An 18,840-nucleotide genomic window follows, 5' to 3' on the forward strand; every position below is an offset into this window, starting at 1 on the left:
ATAATGAAAAACAAGCCCCGCCCGGATGCCCGGGCGATCGCGTCGTGGAGGCGCTGGTCGAGGGCGGCGAAGCCGCGGTAGGCCGTGTAGCGCCCGGCGGCCGTCCCCGGGTCGGTGTGCATCTCCTCCGCGATCCGCTCGATGGCGTCGAGCTGGTCCTCACCGGCGTTGACCGCGGCGAGCGCGGCCGCCCTCGGCTCCAGCAGCTGCCGCATCTCGAAGAGCTCCTCGAGCCCCTGCCGGGTCAGCAGCTCGGTGGTGCGGTACCCCGACAGCGGCCGCTTCACCACCAGGCCGTCCGCCTCCAGCCTGGCCAGCGCCTCCCGGACGGGGGTCGGGGAGACGCCGAGGGCGCGGGAGAGGGCCTCGATGCTGACGCGCGCGCCCGGGGTGATCTCATGGTCCATGACCATGGCCTTGATGTTCTCGTAGACGCTGTCCGAGAGCGCCTGACGGGCGGGCGGCACATCCCGTCCCCGCCCTTCCCGCGGTGCCCCGGGCGCGGAGGTGTCCTGCGGTGGCATCCGGCCTCCTGCTGCTGCTCGGGGCGTATCGGGGCAGCAACAGTTTACCCAGGTGAGGGACGCCGTTCAGGGGCGAGCCGCGGTGGCCGGGGCGTTGAGCCGCAGAAGCGATGCCCGGCCGTGCCGCAGGCGCAGTTCGGTCAGGGCGCCGTTCTCCAGCCGGGGGAACACCTGGCGGTAGCGGGCGAGCGGAATGCCGAGCAACTGGCACAGGACGAGACGGACGAGGGTGGAGTGGGCGACGACCAGGACCCGTCCCTCGGGCACCTCCTGGGCGATGTCCGTCAGACAGCCGATCGCGCGGTCGGCGGCCGCCGCCGGGTCCTCACCGCCGGGCAGGTGATGGGCGACCGGATCGGTCAGGAACGCGTCCAGCTCCGCCGGGAACCGCTCCCGCATCTCCGCCCGGGTCAGCCCCTCGCCGCGCCCGAAGTCCACCTCGTACAGCCGCTCGTCGACGCGCGGGGTGAGGCCGAGCGCGGCCGCGGCGGGTTCTGCGGTGAGCCGGGCGCGGGACAGCGGCGAGCTGAGCACCGCGTCCAGCCGCTGCCGCCGTTCAGGGCCGCCGTCCAGCCGCTGCCCCGCGGCCCAGGCGCCGAGCTCGGCGGCCTGCTTCCGCCCTTGTTCGGTCAGTGGCACATCGGTGCGGCCGGCGTAGCGGTTCTCCGCGTGCCACACGGTCTCCCCGTGCCGTACGAGGACGAAGTCGGTCACCGGTCGGCCTTTCTGTGGGCGTGGGCGGCCACCTCCGGCTCCAGCCAGCCCCGGCGGACCAGTTCGTCGACGAAGCCGAGGTATACGGGCAGCAGCCGTGCGGTGCGGGCGGGATCGGGACGCAGCTCGACTCCGTCGCGCACCATGGCGGCGGCGGCCCGCTCCAGCGTGACGCCCGAGGCGGTGGCGGCGAGCACCGCCATGCCGACGGCGCTCTCGGCCTGCTCGGGCAGGGTCACGCCGCGGCCGAGGAGGTCGGCGCGCAGTCGCGACCAGTAGCGGTTGCGTGCGCCGCCGCCGGTCAGGCTCAGCGGGCCGGCCACGGGAGCGCCGATGTGATCCAGGTGGTCGAGGCAGAGCCGCTCCACACAGGCCACGCCGAGCAGACAGGCATGGAACTCCTCGGCCGCGCCGGAGGGTTCGCCCAGGACGAAGGGGTGTGCGTCGGGCGCGCGGAACGGGAAGCGTTCGCCGCGCTCGCCGACGAGCGGGTAGACGACCGCGGTGGAGCCGGTGGTGGCGGCCGCTTCGGTGAGGGCATCGAGGTCGGCGCCGGGGAAGCGGCGGGTCAGCACGCCCGCGCCACTGCTGGAGGCACCGCCGGGCAGCCAGCCGCCGCCGGGCCCGCGGTGGCAGTAGACCACTCCGGCGGGGTCGCGCACCGGACGGGGACTGGCGCCCTTGAGGACCAGGGTGGTGCCCAGCACCGAGTTCCAGGCGCCCGGGCCGAGCGCGCCCGCAGCGATCTGGGCCGCGCAGCCGTCGGTCATCCCCGCGACCATGGGGGTGCCGGCGGGGATCCCGGTGACGGCGGCGGCCCGTGCGCAGACCGTGCCGATCACCGTGCCGGGCCGTACGACCTCCGGGAGCAGGCCATCGGGGACGCCGAGCGCGGCCAGCTCCTCGGCGGGCCAGCGGTCGGCGAGCAGGTCGTAGCCGGTCTTCAGGGCGTGGCTGGCGTCGGCGGGGGTCTGCTGACCGGCCAGCCGCCAGGTGATCAGGTCGGCCTGGTGCAGCAGCCGGGCCCCCGGCGGGACATCGGTGTGCCGGAGCAGCCACAGGAGTTTGGGCAGGGCCCAGGAGGGCTGCATGGTGCGGTAGCCGAGCCTGTCCCAGACCGCCGCGCCGACGGTGTTGACGCGGTCGGCGTGGTCCGCGGCGCGCCCGTCGTCGTACATCAGGGCCGGGGTGAGGGGCGTTCCGGACGGGTCGGCGAGGAGAACGGTCCCGGACGTGGCGTCCACCGCCACCCCTCGCACCCGCCCGCCGTCGATGCCGCTCAGGGCCTCGCGGCAGGCGGCACCAGCGGCGGACCACCACCGCTCGGGGTCCTGTTCGTGCCGTACGCCGGCACGGTGGCCGGTCAGGGGGCGGGAGGCCGCGGCGAGCGGCTTCCCGGTGCCGTCCACGGCGACCGCGCGCACGCTCTGCGTACCGAGGTCCAGGCCGAGATGGACGGCGTCGGGGGAGAGCGCGTCAGACATGCGAGGTTTCCGGACGGGGGTCGTGGGGGTGCTGCGTGGCGGGGGTGTCGGTGGGTGGCCCGCCCGATGCCGGGGTCGGCGACGAGTCCGCCCTCTGGGACGGCGACCAGCCCAGGGACCGGGCCGCGTCCCGCCAGGCGAGGTGTGCCGCGGACAGCTCGTCGTAGAGCGCGGCCCGGCCCGGGTCCGGCGCCCAACTGGCGCCGATATGGACGTACTTGGCGGCGGCCTCCTCCAGGCTCGGCTCGGCGCCGGTGAGCGCCAGACCGGTGAGGAAGGCGCCCTTCGCGCCCAGCTCGGTGTCGGTTCCGCGCGCCGTCGGAACCCCGGTGGCATCGGCGATGAGCTGACACCAGCGGTCGCTGCCCGCGCCCCCGCCGCACAGCCGCAGCTCGCGCACCTCGGTTCCGGAGGCTCGCAGGCAGTCCCGTACGACGAGGGACAGGCCCTCGAAGACCGCACGGGCCAGGTCGGCGCGGGTGTGGTCCAGCGAAAGGCCCCAGAAGGTGCCGCGGGCCCGCCCGTCGAGGAACGGCGCGCGCTCCCCGGCGGGGGAGAGGTAGGGGAGGAAGCCCAGCCCGGCGGCGCCGGGTGCGGACGCGGCGGCGAGGTCACCGAGGGCGGCGGGGCCCTCGACGGCCAGCGTCCGGCACGCCCAGTCCAGCACCTCGGTGCCCGAGAGGGTGGGAAGGGCGCGCAGCAGGCGGTCGTGGCGGCCGAAGGCGATGGTGATGCCGCACGGCTCGCCCGAGGTGTCCACGCTCCGGCGCACCACCTCGGTGCACAGGGTGGTGCCGAGGATGGCGCACGCCTGTCCTGGGTCGACGACCCCGGCGCCACGGGCGGTGGCGGCGATGTCGTAGGGCGCCATCACCACGGGAAGGCCGGTGGGGAGGCCCAGTTCGGCCGCCGCGTGGTGGGTGAGCTCGGCGACGCACTCGTCGGGTCCGAGGACGCGCGGCAGCAGCCGGCGGGCCCACGCCAGGCCGAACAGGTCCACGATCGCGGGGTCGTACGCGCCCGTGGCGTGGTCGAGGAAGGGAGCCGACGCATCGGAGGCGTCGATCGCCGTGACGCCGGTGAGCCTCAGGAACAGCCAGCCCGCCGCGGTCAGCGCGGTGTGCGAGCGCTCCAGGCGCGCCGGGTCGTGCCCGGCGAGCCAGGTGAGCACCGCGTTGGGCATGCCCGCGCAGGTCAGCGAGCCGTTGCGGCGGTACGCTTCCGCCAGGACGCCATCGGCCTGCCAGCGCGCGAGCAGATCACCGGCGCGCCCGTCGGACCACAGGATCGCCGGACCGGTGGGGCGGCCGCCGTCGTCGACCAGCCAGCAGCCGTCCCCCTGGGCCGTGAACGCGATCAGCCGCACCGCGTCATGCCCGGGCCCCAGCTGGGCCAGAGCGCCGCGCACGGTGGTGACGACCCCGCGCCACACCGCGTCCATGTCCTGCTCGGCCCACCCGGGGTGCGGCCGCAGCACCTCCGTACCGACGCGGGAGACCGCCACTTCCCTTCCCTCGGCGTCGAACACGACGGACTTGATGACCGACGTGCCGACGTCGACAGTGAGAACCGTCATGACCGAGATACCTGCCCCTTCGCCATGGCTGGAGCGGCGGCGTACCAGTGAATCGCCACCGCTCCGGGGAACCGACGCCGTCGGCGGGATTCCGCGCCGACGAACCCAGCGAATCGCCGCCGGGAAGCCACGTCAATCGGGGCGCGGGATCCTCCCACGGCCGGTCCACGGCACCGTGCGATGTCCTGGGGCACCGGCCCCGCACACGGGGGAGGCGACGTCCCATCCGCGTGTTACCTTCGCGTGAGTTTCACATGAAGTCGTCTCACGCCGGTCCGCCCGGGTGGTGCGGAAGGGGTAAGGAGCCGCAGGCCATGGCCCGTACGGACGGTCAGGAGGAGCGGCGGCGCCGGCTGCGTGAACTGGTCACGACCAAGGGCTTCGTCCGCACCCCGGACCTGGCGGCCGGGTTCGCCGTCAGTGTGATGACCATCCACCGCGACCTGGACGCCCTCCAGGCGCAGGGCTGGCTGCGCAAGGTGCGCGGCGGCGCGAGCTGTCTGCCGTCCACGCAGTTCCACGGCAGTGTCGGCGAGCGCATGACGACGATGACGCGGACCAAACAGCGGCTGGCGCGGGCGGCCGCCGAGGAGCTGGCTCCCGGCCAGATCGTGGTGATCGACGACTCCACCACCTGTCTGGGCCTGACCCAGCACCTGCCGCACCACACACCGATCACGGTGATCACCAACTCGCTGCCCGCCATCACCGCTCTGGCCAAGGAGCCCGGGGCGGCGCTGGTGGCGCTCGGCGGCACCTACTTCCCGGCGTACGACGCGTTCATGGGACCGCACACCGCGCAGAGCATGTCCGCCTTCCGCGCCGATGTGCTGTTCATGTCCACCACCGCCGTCACAGCGGGCCGCTGCTACCACATGTCACCCGAGACGGTGCTGGTCAAGCAGGCGATGATGGCCGCCGCGGCACGCCGGGTGCTCCTCGTCGACCATACGAAGTTCGTCAACCAGGGCCTGTACGCGCTGGCTCCGCTCACCGACTTCGACCTGGTCGTGGTGGACGACGCGGCACCGGCCGGGGAGGTGCGCGGGCTGCGTGAGCGCGGCGTCGATGTGCGCATCGTTTCCGGTGGGGACTTGCCGGATACGTCCAAGCTCTGACGCCGACGGCGGAAGATTTGGCGGGGAGATCCGGCCTGTTCGACACCTTGACACTCCAATACATCGGATGTTCTGATGCCGATGCGTCCTGGTAAAAAGGGCCGGCCAAAGGAGTCGCCATGGGTCGGATCACGACAGTGACGGTCAGGTACTTCAGTTTCCGCACGCATCGAGCGCACCATGGAGCGGCCGCCGTACACACGGCGCCCGTCTTACTCGGTATCTGACGTTCACCACCTCCGCCTCATCCTCTCGCCCCACCCCACTCGACGTGGTCGGGGCTTTCCCCACAGCAGCCGCAGCGGCATCCGCATGCGTATTCCGCGCCCGCATTCCATGACCGCGTTCGTGCTGCCCGTGTACGGCCATCCGAGCACGCACATGAAGTGGACTCTGCTATGAAAAGACGACTCCTGGTCGGTGTCACCGCGGCGGCTGCCGCCTGGGGATTGCTGGTGGGGTGTTCCTCCAGTTCCAGTACGTCCAACCAGTCGAAGGACAAACTCGTCTGGTCGATGTGGATCGCGGGCTCGTCCGACAAGGCGGCCTGGCAGCAGGTGGCGAATTCGGTGAGCGCCCAGGGCGGCCCGAAGGTCACGATCCAGGGCGCGCCCTTCAACGACTACTTCACCAAGCTCCGCACCCAGCTCAGCACCGGGAGCGCGCCGTGCGTCGTGAGCATCCAGAGTCTTCGCGCGGCGAATTACACCGATGTGCTGCGGCCGATCGACTCCTATGCCAAGAAGGGCGGACTCGATCTTTCCGAGTTCGATACCACCGCCCTGAACGGAATGAAGGTCGACGGAAAGCTGTACGCCCTGCCGTATGACACCGGGCCCATGCTGCTCTTCTACAACAAGGACCTGTTCAAGCAGGTCGGGGCGGAGGAACCGAAGCCCGGCTGGACGCTCGCCGACTTCCGAGCGGCCGCGGCGAAGTTCAAGGCGGCGGGAAAGACGATGTTCGCCTCGAGCGTCGCGGACATGAATCTCGAATCGATGATCCTCGGCTACAACGGCGGCCGGGTCATCAAGGCCGACGGAACACTCGATCCGTCGAACCCCGCATTCGCCAAGGGGCTCGACTGGCTCTCCTCGCTCGTCAAGAACGGCACCGCCACCCAGGCCAGCGCGGACAACGACGCCCCCTCCAACAACTTCGTGTCCAAGAAAGTCGGCATGTATCTCGACGGCCCCTGGTCCCTGCTCAGCCAGAAGGGCAAGGTGAAATTCCCGATCGGGGTCACGACGATACCCACCGGCCACACCTCCGGTCCGTCCACCTTCTCGGCGGGCTCCGGATTCGGCATCTCCAAACAGTGTGGCTACCCCGACCAGGCGTTCAAGGCCATCAAGACGATGACGAGCCAGCAGGTGCTCACCACCCTGGCGCGGCAGGGCCGGGCCTTCCCCGGCCGCACCGCGGCCCAGCAGACGTGGTACGACAACGCGCACATCGACGGCGTCGAAAGCGTCCTCAAGACGGCCCAGAAGGCATCGACACCACTGCCGGGCAACAAGCAGAGCGACCAGCTCCAGCAGCTCTTCTCCCAGTACGGCATCCAAGCCGTCAACGGACAGCAGTCGGGCGCGGAGACGATGAAGTCCATCGCGGGCCAGCTCGGGCAGTGACGGCCGTGACCACGGAGCAGGCCGCCCCGGCCGAGGAGGAGGTGGTGGCGGTGGAGGTGGCCGCCCCGGGCACCGCCATCGCGGTGGACGAGGAGCCCGAGGCGCGGCGCCCGGCCGAGGTCGGGCGCCGCTCATGGTGGGGCGCGGCGTTCGCCGCCCCGCACTCGATCGGGCTGGCGCTCTTCACCGTGGTCCCGATCGTCGCGTCCCTCGTCGTGAGCTTCATGAACTGGCCGATGATCGGCGGCCACACCTGGACCGGGCTGGCGAACTACCGCCGGCTCTTCGATGATCCGATCTTCTGGGTCGTGGTGCGCAACACCGCCGAGTACGTGCTCCTCTACGTACCGCTGAACCTCGTGGTCTCCCTCGGGCTCGCGGCCTGGCTGACACCGAGGATCAGACACCGGCACATCTTCCGGGTGCTGTTCTTCATCCCGACCATCACCCCCCTGGTGGCGAACGTGGTCGTCTGGCGGATGCTGTACCAGCCCGACGGCCTCATCGACGCCACGCTCCAGTCCACCCTCGGCGCGCACGCCCCCAACTTCCTCGCCGATGACACCTGGGCGATGTTCGCGGTCGTGGCGATGAGCGTCTGGGCGGGCTTCGGCTACAACATGCTCATCTTCTCCGCCGCGCTCGACGCGGTGCCGGACAGCCAGATCGAGGCCGCCCAGCTCGACGGCGCGAGCGCGTGGCGGACCTTCTGGCATGTGAAGTTCCCGGCCATCTCGCCGTCGATCTTCTTCGCCACCATGATGACGCTCATCACCTCGTTCCAGGTGTTCACCCAGCCGTTCCTGCTCACCAAGGGTGGCCCGGGGACGGAGACGGAAACCCTCGTCCAGTACATCTACAACACCGGCTTCCAGAACCAGCGGCTCGGGCTCGCCTCGGCGGGCGCCTGGGTGCTGTTCGTGATCATCCTCGGCATCACGGCGGTGCAGTTCCTCGGCCAGAAGCGGTGGGTGCACTATGAGTAGCGGCATGAGCGGCGGCGGTACGCGGACGACGGGTGCGGCACCGCGAGTGCGGCACGCGATCGGCTATCTGATCCTGTGCCTCATCGCCCTGGCCTTCATGGCACCGCTCATCTACATGGTGGCCACGAGCCTCAAGCCCGAGTCGGACACCTTCACCACCCCGCCGACCCTCTGGGGCTCCGCGCTCCGGTGGCAGAACTACACCGACGTCTTCAGCTATCTGCCGTTCGCCCGCTTCATCCTCAACGGTGTCCTCGTCGCCGCCGTCGGCACCGCCATCAACGTGACCGTCGCGGCACTCAGCGGATACGCCTTCTCCCGGCTGCGCTGGCGCGGCCGCAACGTGGTGTTCCTGCTGTTCCTCGCGACCCTGATGATCCCGCAGGACGTCCTCGTCATCCCGATGTACGTGATGATGCAGGACCTCGGATGGGTGGACACCGTCCAGGCGCTCATCATCCCGTGGGCGTTCACCGCGCTCGGCGCGTTCCTGCTGCGCCAGTTCTTCCTGACCGTTCCCCAGGAGCTGGACGACGCGGCCCGGGTCGACGGCGCCGGGACCGTGCGCACCTTCCTCAGCGTGATGGTGCCCCTGGCCCGGCCCACCCTCGCCGTGCTCGCCGTCTTCACCTTCATCAGCTACTGGAACTCCTTCCTGTGGCCCCTCGTGATCGTCAACGATGTCAACGCACGCGCCACCATTCCGCTCGGCCTCCAGGCGTTCTTCGGACAGCAGGGCAATGAGTGGAGCCTCGTCATGGCGGCCTCGGTGATCTCGATGCTGCCGACCGTGATCATCCTCGTCCTCCTCCAGAAGCACCTCGTGCGCGGCATCGTCACCAGCGGCCTGGGCGGCCGCTGACCCCGTGCGCCTCCTCTTCCCCGGGAAAGGAATCCCCCTCCGATGGCCATCCCCGCCTGGTTCACCGAAGACCGCTTCGGCATGTTCATCCACTGGGGCCTGTACGCCCTGCCCGCCCGCCACGAGTGGGTGAAGAACCGCGAACGCATCACGGACGAGGACTACGACCGCTACTTCCGCCACTTCGAACCGGACCTCTTCGACCCCCGCGAGTGGGCGCGGTCCGCCAAGCGCGCCGGAATGAAGTACATGGTGCTCACGACCAAGCACCACGACGGCTTCTGCCTGTGGGACTCCAAGCTCACCGACTACACCTCGATGAACACCCCGATCGGCAAGGACCTCGTCGCCGAGTTCGTCGAGGCCGTGCGCGCCGAGGGGCTGCGCGTGGGCTTCTACCACTCGCTCATCGACTGGCACCACCCGGACTTCGTCATCGACGGCCTCCACCCGCGCCGTGATGACCCGCCGGAGGAGATCGAGCGGCTCAACGAGGGCCGCGACATGGCCCGTTACCGCGCCTATCTGCACGGTCAGGTGGAGGAGCTGCTGACCGGCTACGGCACCATCGACTACCTCTTCTACGACTTCTCGTACAAGGACGACGACCACCACGACGTATGGAACGGCAAGGGCAAGGAGGAGTGGGGCTCGGAGGAACTCCTCGCGCTCACCCGCAGGCTCCAGCCCGAGATCATCGTCAACGACCGGCTCGCCATCCCCGGCGACCTCGTCACACCCGAGCAGTACCAGCCCGACAAGCCCATGGAGGTCGACGGGCGGCCGGTGGTGTGGGAGGCGTGCCAGACCCTCAACGGCAGCTGGGGCTACGACCGCGACAACCTCAATGTGAAACCGGTCGACCTGCTGGTCCGGATGCTCGTCGACGGCGTCTCGAAGAACGGCAACATGCTGCTGAACGTCGGCCCGACCGGACGCGGTGACTTCGACGCCACCGCCCTCGCCACGCTGGAGGGGATCGGCGCGTGGATGTCCCGCCACCAGCGCTCGATCCACGGCGCCGGCCCCTCCCCACACCGCGCCCCGGTCGACACCCGCTACACCCAGCGCGGCAACCGCCTCTATCTGCACCTCTTCACCTGGCCCTTCGGCCATGTCCACCTGCCGGACCTGGCGGGCAAGGTCGAGTACGCACAGTTCCTGCACGACGCGTCCGAGATCAAGTACCGCGAGATCGACCCGTCGATCAAGGCGCAGAACACCGGCCTCGGCGGCCAGCCACCCGGCACCCTGACCCTGACCCTGCCGGTCGTCCGCCCCGATGTGGCGGTGCCGGTCGTGGAACTGTTCCTGCGCCAGGACACCTGACACCTGACCTCTGACCTCTGATCGGCCCGCGCTCCCCGTTACCTCCGGCGTAATCGACGCAGGGGACCTCCCTGGACGAGAGTTGCCGCAACGCAACGACACCTCATCGCCCGGGAAGGGTCCGCCACCATGCCGTACTTCGAGGGTTCCGACGGAACGCGCCTGTTCTACACCGACTGGGGGCAGGGCAAACCGGTGGTGTTCGTCTCCGGCGCCTGGCTCAGCAGCAGTTCATGGGAGTTCCAGATGCTCCCGCTGTCCGAGGCCGGACTGCGCTGCGTCGCCTTCGACAAGCGGGGGCACGGCCGCTCGGACTGGGTCGGCCACGGCTACGACTACGACACCCTCGCCGATGACCTCGCGGCGCTGCTCGACCATCTCGACCTCCGCGAGGTCACCCTGGTGGCCCACTCGATGGGCGGCGGGGAGGTGCTCCGCCATCTGTCCCGCCACGGCCACGACCGGGTGAGCCGGGTGGTGCTGATGGCCGTCACCGCACCCTTGATGGCCTGGGCGCCGGACCACCAGGAGGGGATCCAGCGGCACCTCTTCGACGCCGTCGAGGCGGAGCGGGCCAAGGACCGCCCGAGATGGATGGCGCAGAACGCCCAGGCGTTCTTCGCCACCCATCTGGGCAACAGGATCTCCACCGAGCTCATCGAGTGGACGATGCGACGATGCCTCGACTGCTCGGCCAAGGCGGCCGTCGAGGTGGTGAGAACCGGATTCCACACCGATCTGCGCGCGGAGGCCGCCGCCCTCCCGCTGCCCACCTTGATCATCCACGGCGACGCCGACGCCTCCGCCCCCATCGACCTCTGCGGCCGCCGCTTGGCGAAGCTGGTCCCGGACAACGTCTACAAGGAGTACCCCCGAGCCGGACACGGCCTCTTCATCACCCACGCCGATGACATCAACCGCGACCTGCTCGACTTCATCGGCGCCACGTCACGCTGAGCCCTGCGCCCCTGCGCCCCTGCGCCCCTGCGCCCTTGGGCCCTTGGGCCCTTGGGCCCTTGGGCTCAGAAGCGGCCCGCGCCCCGGTACAGGTCCAGTTCGCCGTCCAGCTCGACGGCGAGGATCGTCGCGTGTTCGTCCAGGTCCTCGGTGGCGGGCGGGTCGATCCACAGCACCCCGGGGACCTCGTGCAGACCGCCGATGACCTGGTGGCCCAGTGCGGTGCCGGTGCCGAGGACGCTGACCCGCCGTACCGGGGTGCGCAGGCCGCGCACGCCGATGGGGCCGCGGGGGATGTCGAACACGGTGAGGTAGAGCGTGCGGCGGTCGGCGGAGAGCGTGCTGGGGCCGTAGTGGTGGCCGGCGGGCAGGCCGCGCGCCGTGCCGTAGACGGCCTCGGCGTGGCGGGCGATCCACGCGCCCATGCCCTCGAGGCGTTCGACCTGCTCGGCCGGGATGGTGCCGTCCTCCTTGGGGCCCACGGACAGCAGCAGGTTGCCGCCGCCGCCGATGGTCTCCGTGAAGTACCGGATGAGCTGGCCGGTCGACTTGTAGTTGTGGTCGTGGTGGCGGTAGCCCCATGAGTCGTTGAAGGTCAGGCACAACTCCCAGGGACCGGCGGGCGGTTCGATGGGCACACCCTGCTCGGGGGTGGCGTAGTCGCCCTCGCTGAGCATGCGCGCGTTGAGCACACACCGGGGCACCTGGGAGCGGATCAGCCGGGCCAGGTCCTTGATCCGCCACTGCTCCTCGGTGCGCTCCCACTCGCCGTCGAACCACAGCAGGTCGGGATGGAACCGGGTGGTCAGCTCCCGCACCTGGCCGTCGCGGTAGGCGAGGTAGCGCGCCCACGCCGCCAGGTCCTCCTCCTCCTTCGGCACCTCGGCGTAGGGGTTGTTCTCCTGCTCGGGCGGACGGCCCTCGTAGCGGGTGGAGGCGTAGTCGGGGTGGTTCCAGTCGTTGTGGGCGTAGTAGAGGCCGACCTTGATGCCGCGTTCCCGCATCGCCGTCGCGTACGGGCCGACCAGATCGCGTCCGGCGGGGGTGTGCCGCACCACGTTGAGGTCGCCCTCCGCGGTGTCCCACAGGGAGACGCCGTCGTGGTGGCGCGAGGTGAGCACGGCGTATCGGGCACCGGCCCGGGCGAACAGGTCCGCCCAGTCCTCCGGGGCGTAGTGACGGGCGGTGAAGCGGTGTCGCTGCGCCATGTACTGGTCGTGGGGGACGTCGCCCTCGAAGAACGACCAGGACTCCTGGACGCCGTCGACGGCGTAGATGCCCCAGTGGATGAAGATGCCGAACTTGGCGTCGGGGAACCAGGGTTGCATGGCCATGGTGGGGTGAACTCCCGTTTTCTGGAGGAGCCTGGTGGGGCTTAGGGGGCGGAGAGCGTCCAGGACCAGCGGTGGGTGCCGGGGCCGACGCGGTAGCGGGCAAGGGTGTCGGGGCCGCACGAGGCGGTGCCGACACCGCGGTGGGCGGCGTCGATGTGCACCACGCAGATCTCGCGCGGGACCAGTTCGTCGTGGTGGGTGGCGGCGGCCAGGTCGGCGGCGCGGTGGCGGGTGACGGAGATCTGGCGCGGCGCGTCGAGGGCGATGTGCCACCGGTCGTCGAGCGTGAAGTGGCGCACCGCGTGCCGCCCGCCGCTCTCCTGCGGGCGCAGGTACGGCGTGAACAGCCCGTCCACGGCGGTCTGGTGGTGGCCGACGGCCCCGCCCGCACATCGGTCGGGGTACGTCTCCCAGGGGCCGGGCCCGTACCAGGCGAGGCGGTCGTGCCGGGCGGCCGTCTCGAAGACCGTGCCCACGCGGGGCACATCGGTCAGTCCGGCGGGCAGCTCGGCCGTCTCCTCCACATGGATCCCGGCATGGATCCCGGCGTGGCTCCCGGCGCGACTCCCGGTGTGGCTCCCGTCCGCCACCCGTCGCAGCACCTGTCGGTGGCGCACCGGACCAGCCGTGGTGTCGTACTCCGCGAGGACGGTGACCGCCCCGGCGGCGTCCCGCTCGACGGACACCAGCCGGCGGCGCGGGGCATCGAGACCCCAGTCCCGCCATCGCTCGCCGAGCCCGCCCAGCTCGTCGTTGTCCGTCGGCGCCCGCCACAGCGACAGCACCGGCGGCGCGGACAGCGCCGGATGTACGAGCAGCCCGTCCTCGTCGACCTCCACCGGCGGCAGGCCGTGGCTGTCGACCGGAGTGGCGGACGCGGGCCGCTCCCGCAGCCGCACGCTCGGTGTGCACACCTCCGTACCGGACGGCGCCCACGCCTCCTCCTCCGCCGTACGGACCCGCAGCGTCAGCCATGCCTCGCCCGGGCCGGACGGCAGCCCGGCGAGCAGGTCCGGCTCCAGCTCGACCGGGGCGCTCGCGCCCGGCGGGAGATGCGGCAGCTCCACCGGGACCGGCGGGTGATCGGTGCCGTTGCCCTCGACGGACAGCACCCACTCGGCCGCCAGCCACGACAGATCGCGGAAGTGCTGGCGATTGTGGACGCGCACCCCCTCCTCGTCGTGGGTCAGCCGCACCGGCGCGGCGATCTCCCGGTGCTCGTACAGGACGGGCTTGGGCGTGCGGTCCGGGAAGACGACGCCGTCGGCGATGAACGCGCCGTCGTTCGGAGTGTCACCGAAGTCGCCGCCGTACGCCCAGCGCATCCCCGGTCCGGCCACCCCGCCGCCGTATCCGCCCGCGCCGGTGAGCCCCGCCGGGCGGCCGTCGGAGAGCCGCTGGAGGATGCCGTGGTCCCAGAACTCCCAGATGAATCCGCCCTGGAGACCGGGCGTGGACTCGATGGCCGTCCAGTAGTCGGCGAGGCTGCCGTTGCTGTTGCCCATGGCGTGCGAGTACTCGCACAGGATGAGCGGCTTGGTCTGCTCGCCGGAGCGCGCGTGCGCGGTGATCTCGTCGATGGAGGCGTACATCGGGCAGATGATGTCGGTGACGGTGTCCGGGCGGGCCCAGCCGCGGTGCAGCGCCCCCTCGTACTGCACCGGACGGCTCGGGTCGTGGTGGCGCACCCACCCGGCCGCGGCGTCGTGGTTGGCGCCGTGGTCGGACTCGTTGCCGAGCGACCACACGATGACCGACGGATGGTTCTTGTCGCGCAGCACCATCCGCGAGACGCGGTCGGTGAAGGCGGCGAGATAGCGCGGGTCGTCGGCGATCTCGTGGGCGTGGTCATGCGCCTCGACGTTCGCCTCGTCGACGACGTAGAGCCCCAGCTCGTCGCAGAGCCCGAGGAAGGCCGGGTCGTTGGGGTAGTGGGAGGTGCGCACGGCGTTGAAGCCGAAGCGCTTCATGGTGACGAGGTCGGCGCGCATGTCGTCGTACGAGACCACGCGGCCGGTCAGCGGGTGGAAGTCATGGCGGTTGACCCCGCGGATGAACACCCGCTCGCCGTTGACCAGCAGATCCCGCCCGCGCACCGCGACATCCCGGAAGCCGACGCGGTGGTACGAGGTGTCCGCGACCGAACCGTCCGCGCGGTGCAGCCGGATCACGCAGTCGTAGAGGTGCGGGGTCTCCGCGGACCAGGTGCGCACCTCCGGCACGGTGATGTGCAGCCGGGCCTCGCCGAGGAAGTCCGACACCCGCTCCTCGGCGGCGCACCACGCGGCGTACTCCGCGTCGAACCGCAGCTCGCCGACGCCCTCCAGCGATCCGGTGACGAACCACCCGGCGGGGAGGGCACCGTGCGCCGAGCGGATCAGCACCTCGGCCCTCAGCCGCCCGTCCGCCGGTGCGGCGATCCGCACATCGGCCAGGTGCAGCGGATCGACGGCGTACAGGTACACGGACCGTGTGATCCCACCGTGCCACCAGTGGTCCTGGTCCTCGATGTGCGAGGCGTCGGACCACTTGACCACCGTGAGCCGTACGGTCGTGCGCTCGCCCGGCCGTACGGCGTCGGTGATGTCGAACTCACTGGCCAGATGGGAGTCCTTGCCCATGCCCACCGGGCGGCCGCCGGCCTCGGCCAGCAGCACGCTCTCGAAGGCCCCGACGTGGAGCACGATCCGCTTGCCCGCCCACTCCGCGGGGATGTCGACCTCGCGCTCGTACACGCCCGTCGGGTTCTTCGCCGGGGAGGCCGGGGGGAACTCCGGCCACGGCATCGTGGAGTTGGTGTAGTGCGGGAGGTCGTCGGTGCCCTGTGTGGTCCAGCAGCCGGGCACCCGGGCGGCTCCCCACCGCTCGGCGAGGGGCTCGTCGGGCGAGGCCAGCAGCTGGAACCGCCAGTCGCCGTCGAGCGCCGTCCGGCCGGTGTCCGTGGCGCCGCGCACCACCGCGTGCAGCGGCAGCCGGCGCCAGGACGTGAGCTCGGGCGTCTCCCAGGGGCGGGCGTACGGGGGCGGGTGGTGCATCAGCGGATGGCTCCCTTGGCCAGGTCGGCGATGAAGTGGCGGGCCGCGAAGATGAACATGATCAGCAGCGGGATCAGGGCCAGCAGGGCACCGGCCATGACCATGCCGTAGTCCGTCATGCTGTGCACGCTGTTGAGCTGGGACAGCGCCACCTGGAGGGTGACATGGTCCGGGTTGGTCAGGGCGATCAGCGGCCAGGCGTAGTCGTTCCACTGGCCCATGAAGGTGAAGATGCCGAGGAAGGCCAGGCCCGGCCGGACCACGGGCAGCGCCACATGCCAGTACTGGCGCAGGAAGCTGCAACCGTCGAGCCGTGAGGCGTCCATCAGCTCGTCGTGGATGGCGCCCGTCATGTACTGGCGCATCCAGAAGATGCCGAACGCGTTGGCCGCCGCCGGGACGATCAGCGCGGTGAGCGAGCCGATCCAGCCCAGCTTCGCCATGATGACGAACTGCGGGATGGCGGAGAGCTGCGCGGGCAGCATGAAGATGCCCATCATCAGCCCGAACAGCAGCTTGCGGCCCGGGAAGTCGAACTTGGCGAAGACGAACGCCGCGAGCGAGTCGAAGAACAGCACCAGCACGGTGACGGTGCCCGCGACGATCAGCGAGTTCAGCATCGACCCGAAGAAGTCGATGTTGTCGAAGAGGTGGCCGACGTTCTCCCGGAAGTGCGAGCCGGGCCAGAGCTTCGGCGGGTACGAGAAGATCTCGCTGGAGGTCCGGGTGGCCATCACGACGGCCAGGTAGAACGGGAAGACGGACAGCAGCACGCCCGCGATCAGCGCGGTGTGCAGCGAGACACCGCGGGCCATGGCCCCTTTGGTCCTGCTCATGACGGCCTCCTAGCCCTTTTCCCGGCGGTTGACCAAGCGCCAGTTGATGAGGGAGAAGACCACCACGATCATGAAGATCGCCCAGGCGATGGCCGCTCCGTAGCCGAAGTCGTTGTTGTCGAAGGTCTGCTGGAAGAAGTAGAGGACCACCGTCTGTCCGGCGTGTTCCGGCCCGCCCGCGAAGGTGGACAGGCCGTCGTTGCGGCCGAGCAGCACCTGGGACTCGGAGAACGACTGCAAGCCGGTGATCGTGGAGACCACCACGGTGAACAGGATGACCGGGCGCATCATCGGCATGGTGACCGAGAAGAAGGTCCGGATCGGCCCGGCCCCGTCGACCCTGGCCGCCTCGTAGAGCTCGGTCGGGATGGTCTGGAGACCGGCGAGGAAGATGATCGCGTTGTACCCGGTCCACTGCCAGGTCATCAGCGCCGCGACGGCGACCTTGATGCCCCAGGGCTCGTTCAGCCAGGCCACCTCGCTGATGCCGACGGTCCTCAGCACGGCGTTCATCAGGCCGAAGCTGGTGGAGAAGATGGATCCGAAGATGACGGCGACGGCGACGACCGAGGTGACGGACGGCACGAAGTAGGCGAAGCGGTACACCCCCTTGAACCGCACCGCGGAGTTCAGCATCACGGCGCTGACCAGGGCGATGAACAGCATGGGCAGCGTGCCCATGGCCCAGATCTCCAGCGTGTTGACCACCGCGTCCCAGAACTGGGTGTCGGCGAGCAGATAGCGGAACTGCGAGAGCCCCGCGTACTCCATGTCGCCCAGGCCGTCCCAGCGCTGGAAGGCGAGGAAGAGGGAGAAGCCGGCCGGGACCAGGCCGAAGCAGAGGAACAGCAGATAGAACGGTGAGATCGCCGCGTACAGCCGCCAGTGGCGGCGGATGCCGCCCTTGTGGCCGGACGGCGCCGCGCCCGCTCTTCCCGCTCTTCCCGCCGTTCCCGCCGGGCTCGGCGCGGTCGCGACCGCCGCGGCCGGTGCGGTCTTCATGTCGGCCATGGCTCAGCTCACCCCCAGGTGGTCCGCGATGCGTCGGCATTTGCTCATGGCGTCCCGCCAGGCTCGTTCGGGGTTCTTGCCGGAGATGTGCACGGAGGTCAGCTCGTCCATGATCGGCTGCTTGAGGGCCACGTCGTACGGGCTGTTGTAGGCGACCTGGATCCGCTGGGCGGCCTTGGCGAAGATGTCGTTGGTGATCTGACCGCCGAAGAAGGGGTCGGGTTCGCGCATCGCGGCCATCTCGTAGGACGCCGGGGTGGAGGGGAAGAGCGACGCCTCCACGAAGCCGCGGGTCTGGTTCTTGGGGCCGAGCAGCCAGGTGATGATCTCGAACGCCACCTCTGGTCTGCGGCAGTACTTGGTGATCCCGAGGAACGAGCCGCCGTCGTTGGCCGGCCGCTCGGGCATCGAGGCCACCCGCCACTTTCCGGCGGACTTCGTCAGCTGTGACGTGAAGTCCCCGGCCGCCCAGGAGGCGCCGAGCTGGCTGGGCAGCCTGCCGTCCTCCAGCGCGGCGGTCTGGTCGACCGTGCCGGACTTGAAGGGGGAGACGAGACCGCGCCTCTTGCACTCCAGTGCCAGATCCCAGGCGCGGACGATGTGCTCCTGGTCGCCGATGAAGTGGCGGTCCTTGTCGACGAAGCGCTTCGCCGACTGGCCGATGCTCATGTTGAGCACCGCCAGCAGGTCGTTGACCAGGTACGCGCCCTTGACCCGCGTCACCAGCCGCTCGCCCGCGGCGAAGTAGTCGTCCCAGGTGCTCATGGCGGCGTACACCTCGGCGGGCTCGGTGGGCAGCCCCGCCTTGCGGAAGACATCGGGGCGGTAGTAGTGCACACACGGCCCGGTGTCGATGGGAAAGCCGATCTGACGGCCGTCGTCGGCGGTGCCCTGGGCCCACTTCCAGTCCAGGTACTGGCTCTTGAGCCGGTCCGCGCCGAGCGTGTTGAGGTCGATGAACTGGTCGGCGTTGGACAGCAGCGAGGCGATGTCCTCGCCCTTCAGACCGGTGATGTCGGGCGCGTAGGCGCGGGCGGTCAGTGTCGTCAGCAGCTTGGAGCGGAAGTATCCGCCGATCTGGGTGGCCTTGAGGTCGACCTGGGTGAAGCGCTTGGCGGCGTCCTCCACCAGCTTGTCGCTCAGTCCACCGCCCCAGTACCAGAGTGTCATGTTCCGGCCGGTCGATCCGGCCGGGACCGCACAGCCCGCGGCCGCGCCGCCCAGCACGGTGGCCGAGGTGGTTGCCAGGCCCGCGCGAAGCAGTCCTCTGCGTGAGGGGTGCACTGCTTCACCGCCTTTCGGTGTCTCGTCGTTGAGGTGTCGGGGTGTTGCCGTGGGGGGTGTCCTTGGGAAGTGGCTTCGGCGAAAACGTGTGGCGCCGCGTCACCACGGCGTGGCCGGTCACAAGGGAGTCGTGGTCACCACGGTGTGCTGGTCACGGCG

Annotated in this window: 15 protein-coding genes; 6 read left to right on the forward strand and 9 right to left on the reverse strand. The window is 70.3% G+C overall.

Going from position 1 to position 18,840, the window contains the following annotated elements; genetic code table 11:
- The 4 genes from ABD329_RS06830 to ABD329_RS06845 all read right to left on the reverse strand — a co-directional run.
- The coding region (locus ABD329_RS06830; RefSeq protein ID WP_344316105.1) for a GntR family transcriptional regulator at positions 1-524 on the reverse strand (524 nt) is incomplete at its 3' end.
- A gap of 66 nt (positions 525-590) precedes the next feature.
- On the reverse strand, positions 591-1,238 hold the full coding sequence (locus ABD329_RS06835) for a histidine phosphatase family protein (RefSeq protein WP_198277947.1): 648 nt from the start codon (positions 1,236-1,238) through the stop codon (positions 591-593).
- Entirely contained in the window at positions 1,235-2,722 is a 1,488-nt protein-coding gene (locus ABD329_RS06840) for an FGGY-family carbohydrate kinase (protein ID WP_198277948.1), read from the reverse strand. The genes ABD329_RS06835 and ABD329_RS06840 overlap by 4 nt, the downstream gene beginning before the upstream one ends.
- Positions 2,715-4,298, reverse strand: a complete 1,584-nt coding sequence (locus ABD329_RS06845; protein WP_344316106.1) for an FGGY family carbohydrate kinase — start codon at positions 4,296-4,298, stop codon at positions 2,715-2,717. The genes ABD329_RS06840 and ABD329_RS06845 overlap by 8 nt, the downstream gene beginning before the upstream one ends.
- 314 nt (positions 4,299-4,612) lie before the next feature.
- On the opposite strand from ABD329_RS06845, the gene ABD329_RS06850 reads away from it, so the two are divergent.
- The 6 genes from ABD329_RS06850 (at position 4,613) to ABD329_RS06875 (ending at position 11,181) form a co-directional block, all read left to right on the forward strand.
- The gene (locus ABD329_RS06850; RefSeq protein WP_198275893.1) at positions 4,613-5,416 is read left to right on the forward strand and encodes a DeoR/GlpR family DNA-binding transcription regulator; all 804 of its coding nucleotides are present in this window, start codon (positions 4,613-4,615) and stop codon (positions 5,414-5,416) included.
- 398 nt (positions 5,417-5,814) lie between these two features.
- A complete protein-coding gene (locus tag ABD329_RS06855) occupies positions 5,815-7,047 on the forward strand; it encodes an ABC transporter substrate-binding protein (protein WP_198275892.1) in 1,233 nt (410 codons plus the stop codon).
- A gap of 5 nt (positions 7,048-7,052) precedes the next feature.
- Positions 7,053-8,033, forward strand: coding sequence for a carbohydrate ABC transporter permease (locus ABD329_RS06860; RefSeq protein WP_309142649.1), 981 nt, complete (start codon positions 7,053-7,055; stop codon positions 8,031-8,033).
- A 4-nt stretch (positions 8,034-8,037) separates the two neighbouring features.
- On the forward strand, positions 8,038-8,895 hold the full coding sequence (locus tag ABD329_RS06865; RefSeq protein ID WP_198275891.1) for a carbohydrate ABC transporter permease: 858 nt from the start codon (positions 8,038-8,040) through the stop codon (positions 8,893-8,895).
- A 42-nt stretch (positions 8,896-8,937) separates the two neighbouring features.
- Positions 8,938-10,224 carry an alpha-L-fucosidase gene (locus tag ABD329_RS06870; protein ID WP_198275890.1) on the forward strand — a complete coding sequence of 429 codons (1,287 nt, stop codon included), beginning with the start codon at positions 8,938-8,940 and terminating at the stop codon, positions 10,222-10,224.
- A 129-nt stretch (positions 10,225-10,353) separates the two neighbouring features.
- Positions 10,354-11,181, forward strand: coding sequence for an alpha/beta fold hydrolase (locus tag ABD329_RS06875; protein WP_198275889.1), 828 nt, complete (start codon positions 10,354-10,356; stop codon positions 11,179-11,181).
- A 65-nt stretch (positions 11,182-11,246) separates the two neighbouring features.
- Here ABD329_RS06875 and ABD329_RS06880 read toward each other — a convergent pair whose 3' ends face one another.
- From ABD329_RS06880 to ABD329_RS06900, 5 genes are read right to left on the reverse strand one after another with little or no spacing between them, the layout of a single operon-like run.
- Complete coding sequence (locus ABD329_RS06880) at positions 11,247-12,515, reverse strand: alpha-L-fucosidase (protein WP_198275888.1); 1,269 nt, start codon at positions 12,513-12,515, stop codon at positions 11,247-11,249.
- A gap of 41 nt (positions 12,516-12,556) precedes the next feature.
- Positions 12,557-15,550 (reverse strand): glycoside hydrolase family 2 TIM barrel-domain containing protein, encoded by a 2,994-nt coding sequence (locus ABD329_RS06885; RefSeq protein WP_198275887.1) that lies wholly within the window; start codon positions 15,548-15,550, stop codon positions 12,557-12,559.
- The gene (locus ABD329_RS06890; RefSeq protein ID WP_198275886.1) at positions 15,550-16,386 is read right to left on the reverse strand and encodes a carbohydrate ABC transporter permease; all 837 of its coding nucleotides are present in this window, start codon (positions 16,384-16,386) and stop codon (positions 15,550-15,552) included. Before ABD329_RS06890 ends, ABD329_RS06885 begins: the two co-directional genes overlap by 1 nt.
- Positions 16,387-16,395: 9 nt before the next feature.
- Positions 16,396-17,397 carry a carbohydrate ABC transporter permease gene (locus ABD329_RS06895; RefSeq protein ID WP_246618276.1) on the reverse strand — a complete coding sequence of 334 codons (1,002 nt, stop codon included), beginning with the start codon at positions 17,395-17,397 and terminating at the stop codon, positions 16,396-16,398.
- A 3-nt stretch (positions 17,398-17,400) separates the two neighbouring features.
- Positions 17,401-18,681: an ABC transporter substrate-binding protein gene (locus ABD329_RS06900; RefSeq protein ID WP_198275885.1), complete on the reverse strand. Its 1,281-nt coding sequence runs from the start codon at positions 18,679-18,681 to the stop codon at positions 17,401-17,403.
- Between the last annotated feature and the right edge of the window lie 159 nt (positions 18,682-18,840).

The sequence above is a fragment of the Streptomyces javensis genome, assembly GCF_039525925.1.
Lineage (GTDB): Bacteria > Actinomycetota > Actinomycetes > Streptomycetales > Streptomycetaceae > Streptomyces > Streptomyces asiaticus.

Excerpts from the sequence above, each read along its gene's own strand:
- ABD329_RS06840 (WP_198277948.1), bottom strand. The coding sequence starts at position 2,722 with ATGTCTGACGCGCTCTCCCCCGACGCCGTCCATCTCGGCCTGGACCTC.
- ABD329_RS06845 (WP_344316106.1), bottom strand. The coding sequence starts at position 4,298 with ATGACGGTTCTCACTGTCGACGTCGGCACGTCGGTCATCAAGTCCGTC.
- ABD329_RS06850 (WP_198275893.1), top strand. The coding sequence starts at position 4,613 with ATGGCCCGTACGGACGGTCAGGAGGAGCGGCGGCGCCGGCTGCGTGAA.
- ABD329_RS06855 (WP_198275892.1), top strand. The coding sequence starts at position 5,815 with ATGAAAAGACGACTCCTGGTCGGTGTCACCGCGGCGGCTGCCGCCTGG.
- ABD329_RS06865 (WP_198275891.1), top strand. The coding sequence starts at position 8,038 with ATGAGCGGCGGCGGTACGCGGACGACGGGTGCGGCACCGCGAGTGCGG.
- ABD329_RS06870 (WP_198275890.1), top strand. The coding sequence starts at position 8,938 with ATGGCCATCCCCGCCTGGTTCACCGAAGACCGCTTCGGCATGTTCATC.
- ABD329_RS06875 (WP_198275889.1), top strand. The coding sequence starts at position 10,354 with ATGCCGTACTTCGAGGGTTCCGACGGAACGCGCCTGTTCTACACCGAC.
- ABD329_RS06880 (WP_198275888.1), bottom strand. The coding sequence starts at position 12,515 with ATGGCCATGCAACCCTGGTTCCCCGACGCCAAGTTCGGCATCTTCATC.
- ABD329_RS06885 (WP_198275887.1), bottom strand. The coding sequence starts at position 15,550 with ATGCACCACCCGCCCCCGTACGCCCGCCCCTGGGAGACGCCCGAGCTC.
- ABD329_RS06890 (WP_198275886.1), bottom strand. The coding sequence starts at position 16,386 with ATGAGCAGGACCAAAGGGGCCATGGCCCGCGGTGTCTCGCTGCACACC.
- ABD329_RS06895 (WP_246618276.1), bottom strand. The coding sequence starts at position 17,397 with ATGGCCGACATGAAGACCGCACCGGCCGCGGCGGTCGCGACCGCGCCG.